The following is a 24,114-nucleotide window of genomic DNA, read 5'->3' as shown; positions in this document are numbered from 1 at the left end:
ACGAGGCGCGAGAGGCATCGCGAACGACGCGCGAGAACGAGGGATGAGGGAACGCAGATGAACGAGCTCCAGTACCAGATCGTCCAGCACCGCGGCGCCGAGCTGCGCGAGATGGCGGCGCACGAGCGGCTGGTGGCCGAGGCCCGCCGGATCAACCGCGCGGCCCGGGCGCGCCGGGCGCTGCGGCCGACCGCGGGTCCGCGCCGGCCGGCGGGCCAGGGCCGTCTCGGCGAGTGCTGAGCGGACTGCCGGATTCCGCTGCCACGAGGGGAGCAGCGGAACCGCGCACCGCGCACCGGCGGGGGAGGGATGCCAACGGCGTCCCTCCCCGCTTCACGTCCGCCGACCCGTCGGTGTCCGCGCCGCCGGCGGCCGCGCAGTCGACGAGTGAGGCCGGCTCGATAACCGTTCGGTCCGTGACACTGCTCTGTGGGATGCTCGGCGCCGTGGAGCAGATCTCGGTCAGTCCTGTGTTCGTCGGCCGCGGCAGCGAGATCGCCTCGCTCACCGCCGCACTGCGCCGCGCCGCCGCCGGGAAGCCGCAGGCGCTGCTGGTCGGCGGCGAGGCGGGGGTGGGCAAGACCCGGCTGCTGGAGGAGTTCCTCTGCCAGGCCGAGCGGGACGAGCGGGCGAGTGCCGTGACCATGCTGGGCAACTGCCTGGAGATCGGCGCCGAGGGCCTGCCGTACGCCCCGCTGGTCACCGCGCTGCGCCGGCTCTACCGGCGCCTGGGCCCGGAGCTGGAGCAGGCCGCCGAGGGCATGGAGGGTCAGCTCTCCCGGCTGCTCCCGGAGTTCGGCGAGGCCGACACCGAACCCAACGACGAGTACGGCCGGGCCCGGCTGTTCGAGCACATCGGCCGGCTCTTCGAGCGGCTCAGCGCCGAGCGCACCCTGGTGCTGGCGATCGAGGACCTGCACTGGTCCGACCGCTCCACCCGGGAACTGCTCGGCTACCTGATCAGCACCCTGCACCGGTCCCGGGTACTGATCCTGGCCACCTACCGCACCGACGACCTGCACCGCCGCCACCCGCTGCGCCCCTTCCTCGCCGAGCTGGAGCGCCAGCGCACCGTGCACCGGCTGGAGCTGGACCGGTTCGGTCGCCAGGAGGTGGCCGCCCAGCTGGCCGGCATCCTGGGCATCGAGGTGCCGGACCGTCAGCTGGTGACCCGGATCCACCGGCGCTCCGAGGGCAACCCGTTCTTCGTGGAGGAGCTGGCCTGCTCCCACCAGGAGGGCTGTTCGGTGGGGCTGAGCGACTCGCTGCGCGACATCCTGCTGGTGCGGGTGGAGGCACTGCCTGAGGAGGCCCAGCGGGTGGTGCGGATCGCCGCCGAGGGCGGCTCCCGGATCGAACACCAGCTGCTCGAAGCCGTGCTGGACGATCCCGAGGACGAACTGCTCGACGCCCTGCGCACGGCCGTCGGCGCCAACATCCTGCAGCCGGACAAGGACGGCGAGGGCTACCGGTTCCGGCACGCGCTGGTCCGTGAGGCGGTTTCGGACGATCTGCTGCCGGGCGAGCGGACCCGGATCAACCGCCGCTTCGCCGAGGCCCTGGAGGCCGATCCGGCCCTGGTCGGCGGCGACCAGCGCCCGGCCCGGCTGGCCAACTACTGGTACCACGCGCACCATCCGGCCCGCGCGCTGCCCTGCGCGCTGGACGCCGCCCGGGCGGCCCGGCGGCGCAACGCCTTCGCCGAGCAGCTCAGCCTGCTGGAGCGGGCCATCGAACTGTGGGACGAGGTCGCCGAGGAGACCCTGCGGGCCACCCTGCGCCCGCACGACTGGGCCGAGACCTACCCGCCGTGCTGCTGCGCGCCGGGTGCCTGCGTGCCCGAGTGCGACCGGCTGCGCCTGGTCGACGTGCTGGCCGAGGCGGTGGTCGCGGCCCGCCGGGCCGGTGACCGGGACCGCGGCCTGAGCCTGGCCAAGCGGGCCCTCAAGCTGGTGGACGAGGCCGAGAACCCGCTGCGCGCCGCCTGGTTCCGGATGAACCGGGCCCGGATGCTCGGCCACCTCAACCGCACCGGCGGCGACCAGGAGCTGGCGCACGCGCTGCGCCTGGTCGAGGCGATGGCGCCGTCCGCGGTCAAGGCCGACGTGTACGCGCTGGCGGCCGGACAGGCGCTGCTCCAGTACGCCACCGAGGCCGACCTGGAGGTCGCCGAGCAGGCGGTGGCGATCGCCGGCGAGGTCGGCGCGACCAGCGTCGAGCTGTTCGCCCGGATGACCCTCGGCTCGCTCTACACCGAACTGGGCGACCCCGAGCGGGGCATCGCGATGCTGCGCGAGGCGATCGAGGGGGCCCGCCGGTTCGGCGTCCCGGACCTGATCACCCGGGGCCTGAACAACCTGGCCAGCCTGCTCGCCCAGCTCGGCCGGGCCGAGGAGGCCCTCGAACTGGCCCGCGAGGGCCTGGCGGTGGCCGGCGACCTCGGCCTGCTGCGCAACACCGGGGCGATCCTGGCCGGCAACGTGGCCGAGTGCCTGCTGCTGGTCGGCCGCCCGGCCGAGGCGGCCCAGGTGCTGGCCGGCTGGGAGGGCGACGGCCGCCCCGAGGCGTACGACCCGTTCCTGTACCGGTTGCGCGGCGAACTCGCGCTGCTGCGCGGCGATCTCGCGGCGGCCGAGGAGCACCTGGCGCTGGCCAGGGCGGGCGAGCGGCACGAGTCGCAGCACGCGCTGCCCAACGCCCGGCTGGCGATCGACCTGGCCGGCCGGGCCGGGCGCCCGCTGGAGGCCAGGGCCGCCCTGCTGGCCGCGCTGGACCTGGCGCCGTCGTCCCGGGCGAGCTTCCTGCTGCCGCTGCTGGCCCGGGCCGCCGCGGTGGAGGCCGACTCGCGTGGCCTGCCCGCCGCCGATCCGGACCGCCCCGAGGTGCTGCGCCGGATCGCCGCCGAGCTGGCCGCGCTGCGACCGCTGGCGCCGCTGCACTGGGGCTGGCTGCGGCTGGCCGAGGCCGAGTCGGCCCGGGCCACCGGCAGCGACACCCCGGCGCACTGGGCGGCTGCCATCGAACCGTTGCGCGCCACCGGGCTGCCCCATCCGCTGGCCCTCGCGCTGCTCGGCGCGGGCGGCGCGGCGGCGGCTGCCGGCCGGCGCGAGCAGGCCGGCGAACTGCTGCGCGAGGCGGCCGAGCTGGCCGAGCGGCGTGGCGATCGGGAGCTGGGCGGCGAGATCGCCAGGCTGGCCGAACGGGCCGGGGTGGCCCGGCAGCTGCGGCCCGCCGAGCCGCAGCCGGCGCCGCAGGGCCCGGCCGCGTTCCAGCTGACGCCCCGGGAGACCGATGTGCTGCGGCTGCTGGCCGACGGGCGGACGAACCGTCAGATCGCTGCGGAGCTCTTCATCTCGCCGAAGACCGCCAGCGTGCACGTCTCCAACATCCTGGCCAAGTTGGAGGTCTCCGGGCGGGGCGAGGCGGCGGCGCTGGCCCACCGGCTGCGCCTCTTCCCCCGGGAGGGGCTGGTACCGGCCGCTGGCGGCGCGTAGTCCGGCGCACGGACGCACGCGCCCCGGCGCGCGTGCCCCAGGGCGTGCGCTACGGCCAACCGGGCCGATCTGGTGGAAGCGGGTGCATATCCCTACTCTCGGACCATTACTCTAAGTTGAGTGCGTGTGTCATTGAGTGACCGAAGTGGTGCGGGGTATCTGCCGGGCTGTGCTGTCCGCGGTGTCCGCGGTCTGTGCCTTGTCCGTCCTGTCCGTCCTATCCGCCTTGTCAGCGGCGTCCGCATCGTCTGCGGCGTCCGCGGCGTCCGCGCAGGGGGAGGTGCCCGGTGAGCCGCCTTGAAGTCGTGCCCCAGGCCGTGGAGCCGCCGGCCGTCGCGTCGCCGAGCCGTCCCCACGAGGCTGCTGCTCCGGATCGGCCGTCGGCCCGGCCACCGGCCCGCCCGCAGCCGCCGGCCGGTCGGCTGCCCGGTCTGCTGATCGCCCTGCTCTGCGCCGGCTACGCGCTGGGCGCCGCCACCGGCTGGGGTTCGCCCTCGCTCGCCACCTTCATGGGTGACTTCGGGCTGGCCGGCGCGGCGTTGGCGGCGGCGTTCTCCTGCCTGGCGCACGGCTGCACGGTGCCGGGGTCCGCGCGCCCCGCCTGGCTGCTCTTCGGTCTCTCCTCGGTCTGCGTGGCGGTCGGCAACGGCACCTGGGGCTGGTACGAGGTGGTGCAGCGCACCACCCTGCCGGCGGACTCGTTCGCCGACTACGCCTTCCTGCCCTTCGCCCCGCTCACCCTGACCGGCCTGCTGGTGCTGGCCCAGCGCCCGCGCGGCGCGGCCGGCTGGCTCTGCCTGCTGCTGGACGGCTGGCTGGTGGCCGGCTCGCTCTTCACGCTCAGCTGGAGCCTGGCGCTGGGTCGCGCGGCCGAGGGCGAGGTCGGCGACCCGGTGCGGGTGATCCACGAGCTGGCCTACCCGGTGCTGGACATCCTGATGGTCTCGCTGGTGGTGGGGCTGCGGTTCCGCGGTCGGGACGGCAACCGGGCCGCCGTGCACACGGCGATGCTGGGCCTGGCCGTCACGGTGGTCTGCGACGGCCTCTTCACCACGCCCTCGGTGCAGGCCAGTTACCACTCGGGCTCGCTGCTCGACGCGGGCTGGTTCGCCGGCAGCCTGCTGCTCGCCTCGGCGCCGTGGTCGAGCCGCTGGCGGCGCGGCCGGCCCAGCCGCGAGCACCCCTCGGCCGGCGGCACGCCCCGGCGCCGGGTGGCCTCCACCTTCAGCGCGCTGACCCCGTACGCCGCGGCCGCCGTCTGCACCGCCGGCATTCTCTACAACGCTCTCGGGGGACATCCGATGGACCGGGTGGTGATCGTGGTCGCCTGCACTGTCGGCCTGGCGCTGATCGTCCGTCAGGGCATCATGCTGCTGGACAACCTCTCGCTGGCCCAGGAACTGGCGCAGAAGGAGGCGCACTTCCGCTCGCTGGTGCAGGGCTCCAGCGACGTCATCATGATCACCGGCGCCAACGGCGTGCTCTCCTACGTCTCGCCGGCGGCGCTCGGCGTCTACAGCCGCGACCCCGAGGAGCTGGTCGGCGGCCGGCTGCTCGACCTGGTGCATCCCGAGGACACCGACCGGGTGGTCGGCGAGGTCCGCCGCTTCCTGGCCCGCAGCCAGCGCCTGGCCCGCCAGCTCACCCACACCCTGCCCGCTCGCAGCGCCGAGCCCAGCGCCCGGGTGGAGTGCCGGATCAAGGCCGGTGGCGGCGAGTGGCTGCACGTGGAGTCCACCGTCAACCGGTACCGCGACGGGCTGATCCTGAACAGCCGCGACGTCACCGAACGGGTCAGGCTGCAGGCCCAGTTGCAGCACAACGCCTTCCATGACCCGCTCACCGACCTGCCGAACCGCGCGCTGTTCGCCGAGCGGCTGCGCGCCGCGCTGGGCGGGCGCGGTGGCGAGGGCCCGCGCGAACACCCGTACCAGGAGGCGGGCACGGTGGCCGTGCTCTTCCTCGACCTGGACGGCTTCAAGGCGGTCAACGACACCGCCGGGCACCAGGTCGGCGACCAGCTGCTGGTGCAGGCCGGCCGCCGGTTGCAGGCCACGGTGCGCTCCGGCGACACCGTGGCGCGGTTCGGCGGCGACGAGTTCGCGGTGCTGGTCTGCGGGCCGCTGGGCCGGCTGCGGGTGCAGGAGTTGGCCGAGCGGCTGCGGCTGGCGCTCTCCGAGCCGTACTGGATCGGCGGCGCCGAGCTGGCGGTCGCCGCCAGCATCGGGATCGCCTTCGGCCCGCGCGACCTCGACCCGTACGGGCCGCCGGTGGCGGAGGTGGCCGCGCTGGCCGACGAGCTGATGCGCGACGCCGACCTCGCGATGTACCGGGCCAAGTCCGAGGGCAAGGGCCGGGTGGTGCTCTACAGCCCCGCGATGCGCGCCGAGGTGGAGCGCCGCCGGGACCTGGACGACCGGCTGCGCCTGGCGGTGCGCGAGGGCGGCTTCGCGCTGCTCCACCAGCCCGTGGTCGACCTGCGCACCGGCGCGGTGGCGGGTCTGGAGGCGATCGCCCGCTGGCGCTCGGCCCAGGGCCTGCTGCTCACCCCGGCCGAGTTCCTGCGCGGCGCGGAGGCCGGCGACGCGGCGGGCCGGTTCACCCGCTGGCTGCTGCAGCAGGCGATCGCCGAGGCGGCGCTGCGCGGGGCGGCGCTCGGCAGCGCCGGACGCGGCCAGGCGGGCGTGGTCCCGGTCACCATCCGGCTCACCGCCGAGCGGCTCTGCGCGCCCGGGGTGCACGAGACCGTAGCGGGGGCGCTGCGCGACTGCGGGCTGCCGCCCGAGCGGTTGGTGATCGAGCTGGCCCGGACGAGCTCGGACGCCGCCGCCGACGAGCTGGGCCGCAAGCTGGCCGCGCTGCGCCGGCTCGGGGTCGGTACCGCGCTGGCCGGCTTCGGGGCCGGCGGCGGCTCGCTGGGCACGCTGGTGCGGCTGCCGTTCGACGCGCTCAAGCTGGACCGCACCCTGGTGCAGGAGCTGGCCGAGAATCCGCGCAGCCGGGCGCTGGCCGGCCACGCGCTGCGGCTGGGCCGGGAGCTGGGGCTGGCCACCGGCGCCGAGGGGGTGGACCAGGAGCGCCAGGTCTCGGTGCTCCAGGAGCTGGGCTGCCGGCACGGGCAGGGCCTGGCCTTCGCCCAGCCGCTGGACGAGTTCCGGCTGCGCCGGGCGCTGGTCCGCCGGCTCTACCCGCTGCCGCGCCCGCTCGGTGCCGTCTCGGCCCGGCGCGCCTACCTGTCCGCCGCCGCCGACACCCGATCGGGTGGCTGCGGCGAAGCCGGTCCCGGCCGGGCCGCGCACCACCACGGTGCCCACGAACCGCCGGAGCACCGGCCCTGACCGGCCCTGACCTGTCCGGACCAGTCCTGGTCGGCGGGGCACCCCGGGTCCGGATGCCGAGACGGCGTCCCACCTGCTTGACATCGCCCCGCGCCGAGGAGGAAGGTCGGTGCCATGCGCACTCGAATTCTCGTACTTGGCGGGCGCGTCGGCTGAGCCAGGGCTACTGTGCCCGACTCACGATTGGCCGACGCGCCACCCCTCGCATGCCCTGGGCACGAGGGGTTTTTTGTTGCACTCGTACGACGTGAACATCCTCCGAACACCGTTGTAACGCCAGTTCGTTTCGCCAGAAAATGGACTGAAACGGACAGTCGCCCGGCGAAAGAAGACAGGCAGATGACTGAGCACACGGCATCCCCCCGCCGCGGGGACCACCCGGCCGCCCCGTCCGCGGACGCCCCCCAGGTCGTCGAGACGATGACCGGCGCGCAGTCGCTCGTCCGCTCGCTCGAGGCCGTGGGCGCCGACACCATCTTCGGCATCCCGGGCGGCGCGATCCTGCCGGCCTACGACCCGCTGATGGACTCGGTCAAGGTCCGCCACATCCTGGTCCGCCACGAGCAGGGCGCGGGCCACGCGGCCACCGGCTACGCGCAGGCGACCGGCAAGGTGGGCGTCTGCATGGCCACCTCGGGCCCGGGCGCGACCAACCTGGTCACCCCGATCGCCGACGCCTACATGGACTCGGTCCCGATGGTCGCGATCACCGGCCAGGTCTCCTCCAAGGCGATCGGCACCGACGCCTTCCAGGAGGCGGACATCTGCGGCATCACGATGCCGATCACCAAGCACAACTTCCTGGTCACCGACCCGGCCGAGATCCCCCAGGTGATCGCCGAGGCCTTCCACATCGCCGCCACCGGGCGGCCGGGGCCGGTGCTGGTCGACATCGCCAAGGACGCGCTGCAGGCCACCACCACCTTCCGCTGGCCGGTGGAGACCTCGCTGCCGGGTTACCGCCCGGTCACCAAGCCGCACGCCAAGCAGATCCGCGAGGCCGCCAAGCTGCTGGTCAACGCCAAGAAGCCGGTGCTCTACGTGGGTGGCGGCGTGCTCAAGGCGAACGCCACCGCCGAGCTGCGGATCCTGGCCGAGCTGACCGGCGCCCCGGTGGTCACCACGCTGATGGCGCTCGGCGCCTTCCCCGACAGCCACCCGCAGCACCTGGGCATGCCCGGCATGCACGGCAGCGTCCCGGCGGTCACCGCGCTGCAGAAGGCCGACCTGCTCTTCACCCTCGGCGCCCGCTTCGACGACCGGGTGACCGGCAAGCTGGACAGCTTCGCCCCGTTCGCCAAGGTCGTGCACGCCGACATCGACCCGGCCGAGATCGGCAAGAACCGTCCGGCCGACGTGCCGATCGTGGGTGACGCCCGCGAGGTGCTGGCCGACCTGATCGTCGCGGTGCAGGCCGAGCACGAGGCGGGCCGCAAGGGCGACTACACCGACTGGTGGGTCAAGCTCAACGAGTGGAAGAAGACCTACCCGCTGGGCTACGAGCCGGCCCCGGCCGGGGAGTTGTCGCCGCAGCAGGTGATCCAGCGGATCGGCGAGCTGGTCGGCCCGGACGCGATCTACGCGGCGGGCGTGGGCCAGCACCAGATGTGGGCCTCACAGTTCATCAGCTACGAGAAGCCGGCCACCTGGCTGAACTCGGGCGGCGCGGGCACCATGGGCTACGCCGTCCCGGCCGCGATGGGCGCCAAGGCGGGCGTGCCCGACTCGGTGGTCTGGGCGATCGACGGCGACGGCTGCTTCCAGATGACCAACCAGGAGCTGGTCACCTGCGCGCTGAACAACATCCCGATCAAGGTCGCGGTGATCAACAACGGTTCGCTGGGCATGGTCCGCCAGTGGCAGACCCTCTTCTACAACCAGCGCTACTCCAACACCGTGCTGCACGCGGGCCCCGAGCACGACGGCGTGGCACCGCCGCCGCAGGGCACCCGGATCCCGGACTTCGTGCTGCTCTCCGAGGCGATGGGCTGCGTGGGCCTGCGCTGCGAGCGCCCCGAGGACCTGGACGCGGTGATCAAGCAGGCGATGGAGATCAACGACCGCCCGGTGGTGGTCGACTTCATCGTCCACCAGGACGCGATGGTCTGGCCGATGGTGGCGGCCGGCACCAGCAACGACGAGATCCTCTTCGCCCGGGACGTGCGTCCCGACTTCGGCGACGACCTCGACTGACCGCCCCTTCGACTTCGACCACGGAATGAGCACCATGTCCAAGCACACCCTCTCCGTCCTGGTCGAGAACAAGCCCGGCGTGCTCGCCCGCATCGCCGCGCTGTTCTCCCGTCGGGGCTTCAACATCGACTCCCTCGCCGTCGGCCCCACCGAGCACCCGGACATCTCCCGGATGACCATCGTGGTCAACGTCGAGGACCTGCCACTCGAGCAGGTCACCAAGCAGCTCAACAAGCTGATCAACGTGATAAAGATCGTCGAACTCGACCAGTCCGCTGCGATCCAGCGGGAACTGGTCCTGGTCAAGGTCCGGGCCGACAACGAGACCCGGTCCCAGATCGTCGAGATCGTGCAGCTGTTCCGCGCCAAGACCGTGGACGTCTCGCCGGATGCCGTGACCATCGAGGCCACCGGCAGCTCGGACAAGCTCGAGGCGATGCTGAAGATGCTGGAACCGTACGGCATCAAGGAGCTGGTGCAGTCGGGCCTGGTGGCCATCGGACGCGGTGCCCGGTCGATCACCGACCGCTCGCTGCGCGCCCTGGACCGCAGCGCCTGATCAGCCGTCTCACCCTCTGAGCGGCCTCCGCTGAACCCCCATCACCTGCGCGTACGGTAGCTGGAGCACCGACGCGATCAACGCAAGGAGAAGTTCCACCGTGGCCGAGCTGTTCTACGAAGACGACGCCGACCTGTCCATCATCCAGGGCCGCAAGGTCGCGGTCATCGGCTACGGCAGCCAGGGCCACGCCCACGCGCTGTCGCTGCGCGACTCCGGGGTGGACGTCCGGGTCGGTCTGCTGGAGGGCTCCAAGTCCCGCGCCGCCGCCGAGGAGGAGGGCCTGCGCGTGGTCACGCCCGCCGAGGCCGCCGCCGAGGCCGACGTCATCATGATCCTGGTGCCGGACCCGATCCAGGCCGACGTCTACAAGGAGGCCATCGAGCCGAACCTGAAGGCGGGCGACGCCCTCTTCTTCGGCCACGGCCTGAACATCCGCTTCGGGTTCATCAAGCCCCCGGTCGACGTCGACGTCTGCATGGTCGCCCCGAAGGGCCCGGGCCACCTGGTGCGCCGCCAGTACGTCGAGGGGCGCGGCGTGCCGTGCATCGTCGCGGTCGAGCAGGACTCGACCGGCGGTGCCTTCGCGCTGGCGCTGTCCTACGCCAAGGGCATCGGCGGCACCAAGGCCGGCGTCATCAAGACCACCTTCACCGAGGAGACCGAGACCGACCTGTTCGGCGAGCAGGCGGTCCTCTGCGGCGGCACCGCCGCCCTGGTCAAGGCCGGTTTCGAGACCCTGGTCGAGGCCGGCTACCAGCCGGAGATCGCCTACTTCGAGTGCCTGCACGAGCTGAAGCTGATCGTCGACCTGATGTACGAGGGCGGCCTGGAGAAGATGCGCTGGTCGGTCTCCGAGACCGCCGAGTGGGGCGACTACGTCACCGGCCCGCGGATCATCACCGCCGACACCAAGGCCGAGATGAAGAAGGTCCTGGCCGAGATCCAGGACGGCACCTTCGCCAACACCTGGATCGCCGAGTACAAGGCCGGTCTGCCCAAGTACAACGAGTACAAGACCGCCGACTCCGAGCACCTGCTGGAGACCACCGGCAAGGAGCTGCGCAAGCTCATGAGCTGGGTCAAGGACGCCTGAGGCGTCAACCCGCGTTGCCCGGGGGGCAGGCTCTGCCCACTAAGGCACAGCCTGCCCCCGCTGTACAAGCCGTCTGGTCCCGTGCGGGTGATTTCGCCGCGCGGGCACAGGCAACTCCCCTGTACGTCGATACACTTCGAGTGCGCGTCAGGCCCACAGCGTCGTGCGTCTATCTACGCGGCATGCCACCTATCCCCCTCGCCCCGCCGGCTCTTCGACCGGCCACGCCACCCACGTGTCCGTGGGAGTGGGGGAGTACCGGACAGTAAGGACCGAACTGTCGTGAGCGCTGTGACATCCAAGACCGCCGTGGTACTGATCGCCGAAGAGCTGTCGCCGGCCACGGTCGACGCCCTGGGCCCCGACTTCGAGGTCCGCCACTGCGACGGCGCCGACCGCACGCAGTTGCTGTCCGCGATCGCGGAGGCGGACGCCATCCTGATCCGGTCGGCCACCAAGATCGACGCCGAGGCGCTGGCCGCGGCCAAGAGGCTCAAGGTGGTCGCCCGGGCCGGCGTCGGCCTCGACAACGTGGACGTCGCCGCCGCCACCAAGGCCGGCGTGATGGTCGTGAACGCCCCGACCTCCAACATCGTCACCGCCGCCGAACTCGCCTGCGGCCTGCTGATCTCGGTGGCCCGCAACATCGCGCCCGCCAACTCGGCGCTCAAGCAGGGCGAGTGGAAGCGCAACAAGTACACCGGCGTCGAACTCTCCGAGAAGACGCTGGGCGTGGTGGGCCTGGGCCGGATCGGCGTGCTGGTCGCCCAGCGGATGTCCGCCTTCGGCATGAAGATCGTCGCCTACGACCCCTACATCCAGGCCGCCCGCGCGGCCCAGATGGGCGTCAAGCTGCTCTCCCTGGACGAGCTGCTCGAGGTCTCCGACTTCATCACCGTGCACCTGCCGAAGACCCCCGAGACGATCGGTCTGATCGGCGACGACGCGCTGCACAAGGTCAAGCCGACCGTGCGGATCGTCAACGCCGCCCGCGGCGGCATCGTGGACGAGGTCGCCCTCGCCGCCGCCCTCAAGGAGGGCCGGGTGGCCGGCGCCGGCCTGGACGTCTACGCCAAGGAGCCGTGCACCGACTCCCCGCTCTTCACCTTCGACAACGTGGTGGCCACCCCGCACCTGGGCGCCTCCACCGACGAGGCGCAGGAGAAGGCCGGCATCGCGGTCGCCAAGTCGGTGCGCCTGGCGCTGGCCGGCGAGTTGGTCCCGGACGCGGTCAACGTGCAGGGCGGCGTGATCGCCGAGGACGTGCGCCCCGGCCTGCCGCTGGCCGAGAAGCTGGGCCGGATCTTCACCGCGCTGGCCGGCGAGGTCGCGGTGCGGCTCGACGTCGAGGTCCGCGGCGAGATCACCCAGCACGACGTCAAGGTGCTCGAACTCTCCGCGCTCAAGGGCGTCTTCGAGGACGTGGTGGCCGAGACGGTGTCCTACGTCAACGCCCCGCTGTTCGCCCAGGAGCGCGGTGTCGAGGTGCGGCTGACCACCAGCAGCGAGAGCCCCGAGCACCGCAACGTGATCACCGTGCGCGGCACCCTGGCCGACGGCGGCGACATCGCCATCTCCGGCACGCTGTCCGGCCCGAAGCAGCAGCAGAAGATCGTCGGCGTGGACGGTTTCGACGTGGACGTCGCGCTCACCGACCACATGGCCTTCTTCAAGTACCAGGACCGCCCCGGCGTGGTCGGCACGCTGGGCCGGATCCTGGGCGACGCCGACATCAACATCGCCGGCATGCAGGTGGCCCGGGATCGCGAGACCCAGGACGCGCTGGCCTCGATCACGGTCGACTCCGAGATCCCGCATGAGGTGCTCGCCGAGATCGCCACCGAGATCGGCGCCAAGTTCGCCCGCTCGGTCGACCTGGGCTGACACCTGCTCAACCACCGGAGCCCGGACCGCTGTCGGCGGTCCGGGCTCCGCTGCGTCCGCCCAGCTCAGGGGGCGTTCGAGTGAGCCTCGTCTCAGATACTAGGAAATCCAACTACATGTAGAGACAGCCGCCGTGCGCGGGCGTACCTTGAAATGGCCGCACCAGTAGCCACCGTCCAAGGGCCCCACCAGCCGGCCCGGGCAGGCGGCCGTGCGTGCCGTACGCAGCGTGGCGGGCGATCCCCGCCAGGCGTACCCCCCTCCTCCCGTACCCGACGCCGTTCGGCGTTCCCTGGACCAAGGAGCCCGGTATGCCCCCCACCGCAGACCTGCTCAGCCACCGCGACCACACCTCTCCCACCGCGACCCCCGCGCGCCGGCGCCGCCGCCGCAGCGAGCCGCACACCTCGGCCGATGCCGCCGCCGCGCTGCAGCGCGCGCTCGACCGCCGCGACAACGGCGGGGTCACCGGTCACTGAGCGGGTCCGCCGGTGCGGCCCCGCCGACCGGCTGACGTTGCGTGCCGGCGTTGGGCCATTGGCCTGACGCTCGGTCAGAAACCGGACCGGCGGCGGCGGGCAGGCATGATCCTGAGGTAGTGCGCATCCGATCGCCCCGCCGCCCGCTGTTCAGCGTCCTGCTCGCCCTCGGCCTGCTGGCCGGCCCGACCGTGCTCGCCGCGGCGCCGGCCGCCGGCCTGCCGACGGCCCCCTTGCCCGGCGCCGCCGGCAGCGCCACCGAGCGGCAGTCCGTGCTGCTCGAACTGGACACCGAGTCCGCCGCCCCCGCCTGGCGGCGGGCCGCCGAGACCGCCCGGCGTGATCGGAGCACCCCGGAGCGGGCCCGGCAGGCGGCCGCCGCGGCGGGGCGGGCGGCGCGGTCGCGGGCCGACAGGGCGCTGGAGCGGCTGGCGCACGCGGTCGACCCGGACGTGCTGGTGCTCTACCGCACCCGCACCCTGTTCACCGGCCTGGCGGTGAACGCCCCGACCGCCCGACTCGCCGCGCTGCGCCGGCTGCCGGGCGTGCGCGCGGTCCACCCGATCACCCTCAAGCAGCGTGCCAACGCGCACTCCGTCCCGCTCACCGGCGCTCCGGCGGTCTGGGCCGGCCCGCCCGGCGGCACCGGCAGCACCGGCGCGGGGGTGCGGATCGGCATCATCGACAGCGGCATCGACTACACCCACGCCGACTTCGGCGGCCCCGGCACCGAGGCGGCCTACCGCTCGGTGGACCCCGCCAAGCCCGCGCCCGCCGGGCTGTTCCCGAACGCCAAGGTGACCGGCGGTGCGGACCTGGTCGGCGACGACTACGACCCCGACCCGGCCGCGCCCGGCCACCAGCCCGTCCCGCACCCCGACGCCAACCCGCTGGACTGCGCCCGCAACGGCCACGGCACCCACGTGGCCGGCACCGTGGCCGGCTACGGCGTCGACGCCCAGGGCCGCACCTACCACGGCCCCTACCGCCCGGGTCTGGACCCGGCGGCCTTCCGGGTCGGCCCCGGCGCCGCGCCCGGCGCCACCCTCTACGCGATCAAGGTGTTCGGCTGCCAGGGCTCCACCGACCAGCTCGCGCACGCCCTCGACCTGGCCGCCGACCCGAACCAGGACGGCGACCTCGCCGACCACCTGGACGTGGTCAACCTCTCGCTCGGCAGCGGCTTCGGCGACCCGGGCGACGCCGACGCGCTGGCCGCCGACAAGCTCGCCGAGGCCGGCACCATCGTGGTCGCCTCGGCCGGCAACGACGGTGACGTCTACGGGGTCGGCGGCAGCCCGGGGGTGGCCGCCCGCGCCATCGCGGTGGCCGCCTCGGTCGGCGGCCACGGCGACGCGGACGGCCTGCGGGTGCTCGCCCCACCGGCGCTGGCCGGCCTGCTGCCCTCCCACTGGAGCGCCCGCTACCAGGGCTGGAGCAGCGCCGAGGTGCGCGCGAGCCTGGGCCGCCCCGCCGCCGACCTGGACGGCTGCGCCCCGTTCGCCCCCGCCGACGCGGCCCGGCTGCGCGGCAAGGTGGCGCTGCTCGACTGGACGGTCGCGGACGCCGACCGGGCCTGCGGCTCGACCCCGCGCGCCGACCACGCGGCCGAGGCGGGCGCGGTCGGCGTGCTGCTCGCCGCCGACGGCGACCACCTCGGCGAGATCAGCGGCGACGAGCGGATCCCCGAGGCGATCCTGGCCCGGGCGGACGGCGACACGCTGCGGCAGGCGGCCGCCGCCGGGGAGGTCACCGTCGAGCTGGCCGCCCCCGGCAACCCGCTGCACGGCGCGGTCGCCCAGGACCAGCCCGAACGGGTCGACACGGTGGCCCGGTTCAGCTCGCGCGGCCTCGGGCAGGCCGGCGTGGTCAAGCCCGACCTGGCCGCGCCGGGCGAGACCATCTGGTCGGCCAAGGCCGGCAGCGGCAGCCAGGGCACCCGCGACGACGGCACCTCGATGGCCGCCCCGCACGTGGCCGGGATCGCCGCGCTGGTCCGCGCCGTGCACCCGGACTGGAGCGTGACCGAGGTCAAGGCCGCCCTGATGAACACCGCCACCGACGTCCGCTCCGCCCCCGGGCAGGCCGGGGTGGTGCTGGGCCCGGAGCGGGCCGGCGCCGGGCGGGTGCGCGCCGACCTCGCGGTCGCCACCCCCGCCGTCGCCTACGCGGCCGAGGACGCCGGGCAGGTCGGGCTCTCGTTCGGCCCCCTCCCGGTCACCGGCCCGCTGGCAGCGACCCGCGAGGTGGTGGTGCGCAACCTGTCGGGCGCGCCGCTCGCCTACCGGACGGGCTATCAGGCGGCCACCGAACTGCCGGGTGCGCGCTTCGAGTTGACGCCAGACCGGCTGACCGTGGCGCCGGGGCAGAGTGCGCGGGTCCAGGTCACCCTGCGGGCGGCCGGCCCGCTGGACCGGACCCCCGACCCGAGCATCGCGCTCACCCAGGGCGGCCGGGCCCGCAGCTACCGGGGCGAGCTCTCCGGGCAGCTGCTGCTCACACCCGAGGCGGCAGCGGGCTCCCCGGTCCTGCGGGTGCCGCTGCTCGCCGCTCCGCGTCCGGCCTCCGAGCTGACCGCGACGGCGGTCGGCGGCTCCGGATCCGGGCCTGTCAGGCTCGCCGTCACCGGCACCCCGGCCCGCTCCGGCGCCGGGATCGCCTCGCTGGTCAGCGCCTTCGAACTGGGCGGTGAGGGCGAGCGCCGGCCCGACTGCCCGCCCGGCGGCCACTCCTCGGACACTCGCGCCCCGGACGGTCGCGCGGGCCGTGGCACCGACGCCTCCTGCGCCGCCCGGCCGCTCGATCGCGCCGCCGACCTGCGCGCGGTCGGCGCGGCCAGTGACGCGCCCACCACCGGCGCCGCCGACGCCACCCTCTACCTCGCCGCCACCAGCTGGGCCCCGGCGGCCGCCCCGGTGGCGGCCGTCGCCGTCCGGGCCGCGCTCGACACCGACGGGGACGGCGTGCCGGACGCGCTGGTGCTGGCCGACCGGCTGCCCGGCAGCGACGTCCTGGTGGCCCGGCTGCTGGACGCCCGCACCGGACGCCAGCTCGACGTCCAGCCGCTGAACGCCCGTTGGGGCGAGACCGACACCGATCTGCTGGACAGCGACACCGTCGTGCTGCCGATCCGGCTTGCCGCGCTGCCCAGGTTCCCGGCCGCCGGCGGCCGGATCCGCTACGCCGTCTGGACCGGTCAGGTCGGCGCCGCGCCCGACCCGGCGCACGCGCTCTCCGCGATCGGCCTGAGCGCCGGCCACCCCGCCCTGGAGATCGATCCGCTGCACCCCGCGCTGGACATCCGGGTCGGGCCGGCCGGCCCGAGCGCGATCGTCCAGCCGGAGTTCCCGGGCACGCTGCTGGAAGTGCGCCGCAGCGCCCCGGGCCCGGCCCGCCTGCTGCTGGTCCACCACCTCAACCCGGACGGCCGGCGGGCCCAGCTGCTCACCCTGCCGGCCGGCTGACCGCCCGGCGGCGCCACCAGGCCCAGCCGGTCACCAGCACCCAGACCCCCAGGGCCCCGGCCGCGACCCGCAGGCCCTGGGCCAGGCCCGGCTGCCGGTAGGAGCAGCCGAGCCGGTCGGCTCCCGCGCCCAGCGGCACGGCGATCAGCCCCGCCACCGACCGGGCCGGCGCCGCCGGGCCGCCGTCCACCGCGCAGCGCCACCCGGGGACGGCCGGCACCGCCAGCACGGCGGTCCCGGTGCTGCCCGGTGCCAGCCGCGCCGAGATCGCGTGCCCGCCGGCGGCCACCGCAACCGCCCCGTGCGCCCGCAGCTGCCGCACGGCCTCGGCCAGCGCCGCCGGGTCCAGGCAGCCGAACGGCGCGGCCGGCACCTGGGTGGCCAGCTCGACCCGCACCGTCACCCGGACCACCCCGTCGGCCGGCACCGGGCCCAGCGCGATGATCGGCAGCGCCGTCGCGCCCTGCTCCCCGTGCGCGTCCAGCGAGCCGCCCGGCCAGCTGACCTGCCCGGCCAGGTAGGGCGCGTACAGGTACGCCGCGCGCCCCGGGGCGCAGCCGGCGCTGAGCACCGTCCCGTCGCTGCCCGGCGCCGTGGTGGGCAGCGACCAGCCGCTGCGGCCGTGATCGGTCGGCGCGTTCGGCCCGGCGCCCGGATCCAGCGGCGGGACCTGATAGACCGTCGCCCCGAGCAGCTCCTGCTGCCGGGTCCAGACCGAGGAGCTGTCGAGCGGCCCGATGGCGTGCACGGTGACCAGCGGCGCCGCCGGCGCCTGACGCACCGTCAGGTCGGGCTGCAGCGAGGTGGTCACCCCGAACAGTGCCGCTCCGACCGGATCGGCGGGGCTCAGCGTCTGCCGACCCTGCAGCAGCGAGCCCGCGCCCAGGTCGTGCAGGGCCTGCGCGGTGGCCTGCGGCAGGTAGTCGCTGCGGTACCCGCCGCCCTGGCCGCCCAGCAGCATCGGGTCGTTGCCGGTGAAGACGTGCGGTCCGGGGTCGGTGCGCGAGGCCGGCCAGTCGTCCGCGCGTTGGATCACCCGGCGGGCGTCGCGCAGCTGCGCGCCGACCGGCCCCGCCGCCCCGCCGGCCGACTCCCCGCCGGCCGGCTCCTCGCGGGCCCCGAGCACCGAGTACGCCGCCAGGGCGGTGCCCGCGAAGACGGCGCAGCTCAGCACGGTCATCGCCACCCCGGGCCGGTGCCGCAGCCCCCAGAACGCCGCCACCGCCACCGGGACGCCGACCCCCAGCAGCACCCAGGTGACCGGCCGCGCCGATCCATGGCCCTGGGTCAGCGCGGCGGGCAGCGCGAGCAGGGCGACCCCGCCGCCCAGCGCGAGCGGGGTCGGCCGGTGTGCCAGGCAGACCCAGGCGGCCATCACCAGCAGGCCGCTCAGCACATAGGTCGACCGGTACGGATCGCCTTGCGGCGCGTTCGACACGTGCCAGAGCAGGATCGTCGGCCGCCACACGAAGGAGACGGCGACCAGCACCAACGCCAGCGGCCAGGCCACCCGCTCAGCCACCCGCACCCCGCGGGTGAACGGCAGCGCGGCCACCAGCAGCAGGGCCGGCACGCCGACGAAGACGTTGGGCAGCGCGCGGCCGGTGAGTCCACCGGGCAGCAGCTGGGTCAGGTAGTCGGTGAGGGCTGGGGTGTTCGGGTGCAGCACCAGGCCGGGCACCGCGTCCCGCCCCGCCTCGAAGGTCACCCAGAGCACCGGCGCCGCCGCGCCGATCCCGACCGCCGTCATGCCGAGCGCCCGCCCGAGCACCCGCAGCCGCTCCCGCACCGGCCTGCGGTCCAGCAGCAGCCGCAGCACCAGGACCAGGCCCGCCCCGAGCGAGGCGGTCGCCCCGGTGTAGAAGTCGCCCACCCAGGCCAGCCCCACCGTCGCCGCGCCCAGCGGCCAGCCGGTCCGCCGCAGGCACCGGTCGAAGGCCAGGCAGAGCAGCGGCAGCGAGACCAGCCCCCAGAGCCAGGCCGGCTGCTCCACCCCGTCCACCAGCACCCAGGCGCAGAGCCCGTAGCCGGTGGCCAGCAGGGCACGCAGCCACGGCGCCCCCGGGTGCAGCCGGCCGAGGAAGACGGTCATCAGCGCGGTGCCGAGCCCGATGCTCAGCAGGGTGGTGAGGAAGACCGCCAGGCCCACCTGGTCGCGCGGGAAGAGGACGACCAGCAGCGAGAACGGGTTCAGCAGGTCGGTCGCCAGATCGGGCGGGAACGGCACCCCGTACCCGCTGTTCCAGTTGACCAGCAGGTCCCCGCCGCCCTGCCCGCGCAGCAGGTCCCACAGGTGCGCGTAGAGCGGGACGACCTGCTCGACCAGCCGGCTCCCGGGCCGCAGCCCGTGCCCGAACGGATACGCCCCGCGCGCGGCGAGCGCCAGCGCGTACGCCCCTATCGCAAGCCCTGCCGCCCCGAGGGCCGCTCGCCTCTCCCGCATAGCGACATCATCCGGGACACGTTCAGGTGATTCCGGCTCAGGACCCGCCGGGTGGCCTGAAGTGGACCGCCAGAATCTCTCGCATGGGAGACAACAGGAGTGCGGAGCCGTTTCCCGACTGGCTGCGGCCGCCGGTCGAAGGCTGGACATCGGAGGATCCGGATCGGCTCCCCGAGTTGCCTCGGCACACGCAGTTGCTCGACGGGATGCTGATCTTCCCTGCTCCGCAGACCCGCTTCCACATGATCACATTGCGTGCGCTGGAGGACGGCTTGCTCGCCGCGATCCCGGCGGAGTGGGACGTTCTGCGCGAGTTCTCCGTGGTGCTGGGCAGGCAGAACCGGCCGGCGCCGGATCTCGCGGTGGCTCGTCGGTCGGCGATCACCGGCCCGGATCAGACCTGGCTCAGGGCAGAGGACGTGCTGGTTGCGGTGGAGGTGGTCTCGGAGGAGTCGGTGGAGCGCGACCGCCACACCAAGCACCGCAAGTACGCCGCCGCGGGCATTCGCTACCTCTGGCGAGTCGAGTGCGACGACGGCAGCCCGGTCGTCCACACCTACGAACGCGACCCGGCCACCAACAGCTACGTCCCGACCGGCATCTTCCACGACCGCCTGACGATCGATCACCCGTTCCCGCTCGACATCAAGCTCTCCTAGGTGTCCGCATTCTGGACGCCAGGTGTCACCCTCCGAGACCCCGGAGTACCGTTCCCCCCATGTCTCGTAGCCTTCGTCTCGCAGTGATCCCCGGTGACGGCATCGGCCAGGAAGTCGTGGCCGAGGGCCTCAAGGTGCTCACCGCCGCCCTCCCCGCCGACGTCAAGCTCGAGACCACCGAGTACGACCTGGGCGCTCGCCGCTACCACGCGACCGGGGAGACCCTGCCCGACACCGTGCTGGACGAGCTGAAGACGCACGACGCGATCCTGCTCGGCGCCATCGGGGACCCGTCCGTCCCGTCCGGCGTGCTGGAGCGCGGGCTGCTGCTGAAGCTGCGGTTCGCCTTCGACCACCACATCAACCTGCGCCCGGGCAAGCTCTTCCCGAACGTGAAGTCCCCGCTCGCCGGTGACCCGGCGATCGACTTCGTCGTGGTCCGCGAGGGCACCGAGGGCCCGTACGTCGGCAACGGCGGTTCGCTGCGCACGGGGACGCCGCAGGAGGTGGCCACCGAGGTCAGCCTCAACACCGCCTTCGGCATCGAGCGCGTGGTCCGCGACGCCTACCGCCGCGCCGCCGCCCGCCCGCGCAAGAAGCTCACGCTGGTCCACAAGAACAACGTGCTGGTGCACGCCGGCCACCTGTGGACCCGGATCTTCCAGCAGGTCGGCCAGGAGTTCCCCGAGGTCACCACCGACTACCTGCACGTGGACGCGGCGACCATCTTCTTCGTCACCCAGCCCGAGCGGTTCGACGTGATCGTCACCGACAACCTGTTCGGCGACATCCTCACCGACCTGGCCGCCGCCGTCACCGGTGGCATCGGCCTGGCGGCGAGCGGCAACATCAACCCCTCCGGTGAGTTCCCCTCGATGTTCGAGCCGGTGCACGGCTCCGCCCCGGACATCGCCGGCCAGGGCAAGGCCGACCCGACCGCCACCGTGCTGTCGGTCGCCCTGCTGCTGGACCACCTCGGTTTCACCGCCGAGGCCGCGAAGGTGGAGGCGGCGGTCACCGCCGACCTGGCCGAGCGCACCGGGACCCGCAGCACCACCGAGGTGGGCGACGCGCTCGTCGCGCGAGTATCCGGCTGACGGGCCGGTTCACACCACAGCTGTTCGGCACGGCCCCTTAGATGCGACTATCAACAGTGGGCCGTGCCGTCATGCGTTCTTCTTCCGGATGGCGGTTCAGCGGCCCTGACCAACCCCACGGTGAAGGACAGAAGCCATGACCACGCCCACCCAGGCGCCCATCACGTTCGAGCTCAAGCCCTCCGCACACCCGCTGTCCGCGGCGGAGCGCGAGGCCCGACTGGCGAACCCCGGCTTCGGCCGGATCTTCACCGACCACATGGTCACCATCCGCTGGACCGAGGGCCGGGGCTGGCACGACGCCCAGCTCTCCCCGTACGCCCCGCTGGAGATGGACCCGGCGAACATGACGCTGCACTACGGGCAGTCGATCTTCGAGGGTCTCAAGGCCTACCGCCAGCCCGACGGCACGGTCGCCACCTTCCGGCCCGAGTCCAACGCCGCCCGCTTCCAGTCCTCGGCCCGCCGGCTGGCGATGCCCGAACTGCCCGCCGAGGCCTTCGTCAAGGCCGTCGAGCTGCTGGTCCAGCAGGACCGGGACTGGGTGCCGACCGAGGCCGAGCAGAGCCTCTACCTGCGGCCGTTCATGTTCGCCACCGAGGTGGGCCTGGGGGTCCGTCCGGCCAACGAGTACCTCTTCATCGTGATCGCCTCCCCGGCCGGCGCCTACTTCCCCGGCGGCGTGAAGCCGGTCTCGGTCTGGCTCTCCGAGGAGTACGTGCGGGCCGCTCCCGGCGGCACCGGCGCGGCCAAGTGCGCGGGCAACTACGCGGCCTCCCTGGTCGCCCAGGCGCAGGCCGCCGCCCAGGGCTGCGACCAGGTGGTCTGGCTGGACGCCGCCGAGCACAAGTGGATCGAGGAGATGGGGGGCATGAACCTCTACTTCGTCTTCGGCGAGGGCGAGGACGCCCGGATCGTCACCCCGGCCCTGTCCGGTGCGCTGCTCCCCGGCATCACCCGCGACTCGCTGCTCACCATGGCCGCCGACCTCGGCTACGCCACCGAGGAGCGCAAGATCTCCACCGACGAGTGGAAGCAGGGCAACGCCGACGGCACCCTCACCGAGGTCTTCGCCTGCGGCACCGCCGCCGTGATCACCCCGGTCGGCTCGGTCAAGTCCGCCCGCGCCGACTGGACCGTGGGCAAGGGCGAGCCCGGCCCGGTCACCATGCGCCTGCGCGAGCGCCTGCTCGGCATCCAGGGCGGCACCGTCGCGGACACCCACGGCTGGCTGCACCCGATCGTCTGAGCAATAGGCCGTCCGGAGGACCTCCCCCGTCTCGGGATCCGGGACGGGGGAGGTCACATGGCGGATCGTGTGCCAGACTGCGAACGTGTCCTCGCTCGCGATGATTATTAGCAGCAGGCGCGCCGGTCCGCAGTGACCGTTCCGCAGTAGACCCCGCGGGACGACCACAGCGTCACACGACCCGCGCGCAGACCTCTCGCACCCGCGAGGGGTCTTTTGTTTTGCCCCGCCGAGCCCACCTCGCGCCGGTCGGGCAGGACCCGGAGCACCGGCACCGCCCACCAGGCGGGCGGCGGCTTCCGGGTGGCGCGCGGGACAGTGGACAGTGTGGACCGGCAGGACCGGATCCGGCAGCAGCAGACTCTCCCCGAACGGAGATACCAGGGCCATGACCGACGGCAGTACTCGTCATCCCGACGACAGCTTCCACGTTTTCGACACCACCCTGCGCGACGGCGCGCAGCGGGAGGGGATCAACCTCACGGTGGCCGACAAGCTGACCATCGCACGGCACCTGGACGACTTCGGGGTCGGGTTCATCGAGGGCGGCTGGCCGGGTGCCAATCCCCGGGACACCGAGTTCTTCGCCCGCGCGGCGGCCGAGTTGGAGCTGCGGCACGCACAGCTGGTCGCCTTCGGTGCCACCCGCAGGGCCGGCGGCAAGGCCGCCGAGGACCCGCAGCTCAAGGCCCTGCTCGACTCCGGCGCGCCGGTGATCACGCTGGTCGCCAAGTCCCACGACCGCCACGTCGAACTGGCCCTGCGCACCACGCTGGACGAGAACCTGGAGATGGTCCGCGACAGCGTCGCCCACCTCAAGGCCCAGGGCCGCCGGGTCTTCATCGACTGCGAGCACTTCTTCGACGGCTACCGGGCCAACCGCGAGTACGCGCTCGCCGTGGTCAAGGCCGCCCACCAGGCCGGCGCCGACGTGGTGGTGCTCTGCGACACCAACGGCGGGATGCTGCCGGGCGGGGTGCACGAGATCGTCGCCGACGTGCTGGCGAGCACCGGCGCGCGGCTCGGCATCCACGCCCAGGACGACACCGGCTGCGCGGTCGCCAACACGCTGGCCGCCGTCGACGCGGGTGCCACCCACGTGCAGTGCACGGCCAACGGCTACGGCGAGCGGGTCGGCAACGCCAACCTCTTCCCGGTGGTGGGCGCGCTGGAGATCAAGTACGACCGCCGGGTGCTGCCGGCCGGCAAGCTGGCCGAGATGACCCGGATCTCGCACGCCATCGCCGAGGTGGTCAACCTGACCCCCTCCACCCACCAGCCCTACGTCGGGGTCTCGGCCTTCGCGCACAAGGCCGGCCTGCACGCCTCCGCGATCAAGGTCGACCCGGACCTCTACCAGCACATCGACCCCGAGCTGGTCGGCAACACCATGCGGATGCTCGTCTCCGACATGGCGGGCCGGGCCTCGATCGAGCTCAAGGGCAAGGAGCTGGGCTACGACCTGTCCACCGACCGCGACCTGGTCGGCCGGGTGGTCGCCAAGGTCAAGGAGCTGGAGAACCTGGGCTACACCTACGAGGCCGCCGACGCCTCCTTCGAGCTGCTGCTCCGCGACGAGGTGCACGGCAGCCGGGCCCGGTTCTTCGCGCTGGAGTCCTGGCGGACCATCAGCGAGCAGCTGCCGGACGGCAAGGCGGGCGACGAGGCCACCGTCAAGATCTGGGCCAAGGGCGAGCGGATGGTCGCCACCGGCGAGGGCAACGGCCCGGTGGACGCGCTGGACAAGGCGCTGCGCGCCGCCCTGGAGCGGATCTACCCGCAGCTGGCCAAGTTGGAGCTGGTGGACTACAAGGTCCGGATCCTGGAGGGCCAGCACGGCACGGCCTCCCGCACCCGGGTGCTGGTGGAGTCCACCGACGGTGTCGCCAGCTGGTCCACGGTCGGCGTCGCCGACAACGTGATCGCCGCCTCCTGGCACGCCCTGGAGGACGCGTACACGTCCATCCTGCTCAAGGCCGGCCTGACGCCGCAGGACTGACGCCGCGACAGCCGGTGGAGCGACGAGAGATCGGGGACCCCGCACCGCGGGGTCCCCGAATCCGCGTCATCGCAGTCGGGCGAGGAGTGCGTGTTCGACGAGTGTGATGAGTGCGCTTTTGGCGCTGTCTCGGCGTCGGGCGTCGAGGGTGATGATGGGG

General features: G+C 73.6%; 14 protein-coding genes and 1 pseudogene. 13 read left to right on the top strand and 2 right to left on the bottom strand.

Going from position 1 to position 24,114, the window contains the following annotated elements; translation table 11 throughout:
• Nucleotides 1–57: 57 nt before the first annotated feature.
• The 9 genes from P3T41_RS02770 to P3T41_RS02730 all read left to right on the top strand — a co-directional run bounded on the left by P3T41_RS02770 (nucleotide 58) and on the right by P3T41_RS02730 (nucleotide 16,507).
• Entirely contained in the window at nucleotides 58–240 is a 183-nt protein-coding gene (locus P3T41_RS02770) for a hypothetical protein (RefSeq protein ID WP_280687339.1), read from the top strand.
• 176 nt (nucleotides 241–416) lie between these two features.
• Complete coding sequence (locus P3T41_RS02765) at nucleotides 417–3,494, top strand: AAA family ATPase (protein WP_348533622.1); 3,078 nt, start codon at nucleotides 417–419, stop codon at nucleotides 3,492–3,494.
• 287 nt (nucleotides 3,495–3,781) lie between these two features.
• Nucleotides 3,782–6,832: an EAL domain-containing protein gene (locus tag P3T41_RS02760; RefSeq protein ID WP_280687338.1), complete on the top strand. Its 3,051-nt coding sequence runs from the start codon at nucleotides 3,782–3,784 to the stop codon at nucleotides 6,830–6,832.
• Between the two features lie 339 nt (nucleotides 6,833–7,171).
• A complete protein-coding gene (locus tag P3T41_RS02755) occupies nucleotides 7,172–9,025 on the top strand; it encodes an acetolactate synthase large subunit (protein WP_280687337.1) in 1,854 nt (617 codons plus the stop codon).
• A gap of 25 nt (nucleotides 9,026–9,050) precedes the next feature.
• Nucleotides 9,051–9,584, top strand: a complete 534-nt coding sequence (gene ilvN, locus P3T41_RS02750) for an acetolactate synthase small subunit (RefSeq protein WP_280687336.1) — start codon at nucleotides 9,051–9,053, stop codon at nucleotides 9,582–9,584.
• A 100-nt stretch (nucleotides 9,585–9,684) separates the two neighbouring features.
• Nucleotides 9,685–10,680: a ketol-acid reductoisomerase gene (gene ilvC, locus P3T41_RS02745; protein WP_280687335.1), complete on the top strand. Its 996-nt coding sequence runs from the start codon at nucleotides 9,685–9,687 to the stop codon at nucleotides 10,678–10,680.
• A gap of 291 nt (nucleotides 10,681–10,971) precedes the next feature.
• Entirely contained in the window at nucleotides 10,972–12,564 is a 1,593-nt protein-coding gene (gene serA, locus P3T41_RS02740) for a phosphoglycerate dehydrogenase (protein ID WP_280687983.1), read from the top strand.
• A 311-nt stretch (nucleotides 12,565–12,875) separates the two neighbouring features.
• Nucleotides 12,876–13,043, top strand: coding sequence for a hypothetical protein (locus P3T41_RS02735; protein WP_280687334.1), 168 nt, complete (start codon nucleotides 12,876–12,878; stop codon nucleotides 13,041–13,043).
• 119 nt (nucleotides 13,044–13,162) lie between these two features.
• The gene (locus P3T41_RS02730) at nucleotides 13,163–16,507 is read left to right on the top strand and encodes a S8 family serine peptidase (RefSeq protein WP_280687333.1); all 3,345 of its coding nucleotides are present in this window, start codon (nucleotides 13,163–13,165) and stop codon (nucleotides 16,505–16,507) included.
• Here P3T41_RS02730 and P3T41_RS02725 read toward each other — a convergent pair.
• A complete protein-coding gene (locus tag P3T41_RS02725) occupies nucleotides 16,488–18,950 on the bottom strand; it encodes a YfhO family protein (RefSeq protein ID WP_280687332.1) in 2,463 nt (820 codons plus the stop codon). The genes P3T41_RS02730 and P3T41_RS02725 overlap by 20 nt on opposite strands.
• Before the next feature lie 26 nt (nucleotides 18,951–18,976).
• Between P3T41_RS02725 and P3T41_RS02720 the strand changes: the two genes are divergently transcribed.
• From P3T41_RS02720 to cimA, 4 genes are all read left to right on the top strand, one after another.
• Nucleotides 18,977–19,609: a Uma2 family endonuclease gene (locus P3T41_RS02720; RefSeq protein WP_348533621.1), complete on the top strand. Its 633-nt coding sequence runs from the start codon at nucleotides 18,977–18,979 to the stop codon at nucleotides 19,607–19,609.
• A gap of 59 nt (nucleotides 19,610–19,668) precedes the next feature.
• Nucleotides 19,669–20,706, top strand: a complete 1,038-nt coding sequence (locus P3T41_RS02715; RefSeq protein ID WP_280687331.1) for a 3-isopropylmalate dehydrogenase — start codon at nucleotides 19,669–19,671, stop codon at nucleotides 20,704–20,706.
• Between the two features lie 136 nt (nucleotides 20,707–20,842).
• Nucleotides 20,843–21,955 carry a branched-chain amino acid aminotransferase gene (locus P3T41_RS02710; protein ID WP_280687330.1) on the top strand — a complete coding sequence of 371 codons (1,113 nt, stop codon included), beginning with the start codon at nucleotides 20,843–20,845 and terminating at the stop codon, nucleotides 21,953–21,955.
• A gap of 388 nt (nucleotides 21,956–22,343) precedes the next feature.
• Complete coding sequence (gene cimA / locus P3T41_RS02705) at nucleotides 22,344–23,954, top strand: citramalate synthase (protein ID WP_280687328.1); 1,611 nt, start codon at nucleotides 22,344–22,346, stop codon at nucleotides 23,952–23,954.
• A 66-nt stretch (nucleotides 23,955–24,020) separates the two neighbouring features.
• On the opposite strand, the pseudogene P3T41_RS02700 reads toward cimA, so the two are convergent.
• Nucleotides 24,021–24,114, bottom strand: a pseudogene (locus P3T41_RS02700) (ATP-binding protein); the annotation flags it as partial.

The organism is Kitasatospora sp. GAS204B (assembly GCF_029892155.1).
In the GTDB taxonomy this organism is placed as follows: Bacteria; Actinomycetota; Actinomycetes; order Streptomycetales; family Streptomycetaceae; genus Kitasatospora.
Note: the sequence above shows the minus strand (reverse complement) of the source record. Positions and strands in the feature narration are given on the sequence as shown.

Bases quoted from the DNA above. Each gene is read 5' to 3' on its own strand.
- P3T41_RS02770 (WP_280687339.1), top strand. From the start codon at position 58: ATGAACGAGCTCCAGTACCAGATCGTCCAGCACCGCGGCGCCGAGCTG.
- P3T41_RS02755 (WP_280687337.1), top strand. From the start codon at position 7,172: ATGACTGAGCACACGGCATCCCCCCGCCGCGGGGACCACCCGGCCGCC.
- ilvN (WP_280687336.1), top strand. From the start codon at position 9,051: ATGAGCACCATGTCCAAGCACACCCTCTCCGTCCTGGTCGAGAACAAG.
- P3T41_RS02735 (WP_280687334.1), top strand. From the start codon at position 12,876: ATGCCCCCCACCGCAGACCTGCTCAGCCACCGCGACCACACCTCTCCC.
- P3T41_RS02725 (WP_280687332.1), bottom strand. From the start codon at position 18,950: ATGCGGGAGAGGCGAGCGGCCCTCGGGGCGGCAGGGCTTGCGATAGGG.
- P3T41_RS02715 (WP_280687331.1), top strand. From the start codon at position 19,669: ATGTCTCGTAGCCTTCGTCTCGCAGTGATCCCCGGTGACGGCATCGGC.
- P3T41_RS02710 (WP_280687330.1), top strand. From the start codon at position 20,843: ATGACCACGCCCACCCAGGCGCCCATCACGTTCGAGCTCAAGCCCTCC.
- cimA (WP_280687328.1), top strand. From the start codon at position 22,344: ATGACCGACGGCAGTACTCGTCATCCCGACGACAGCTTCCACGTTTTC.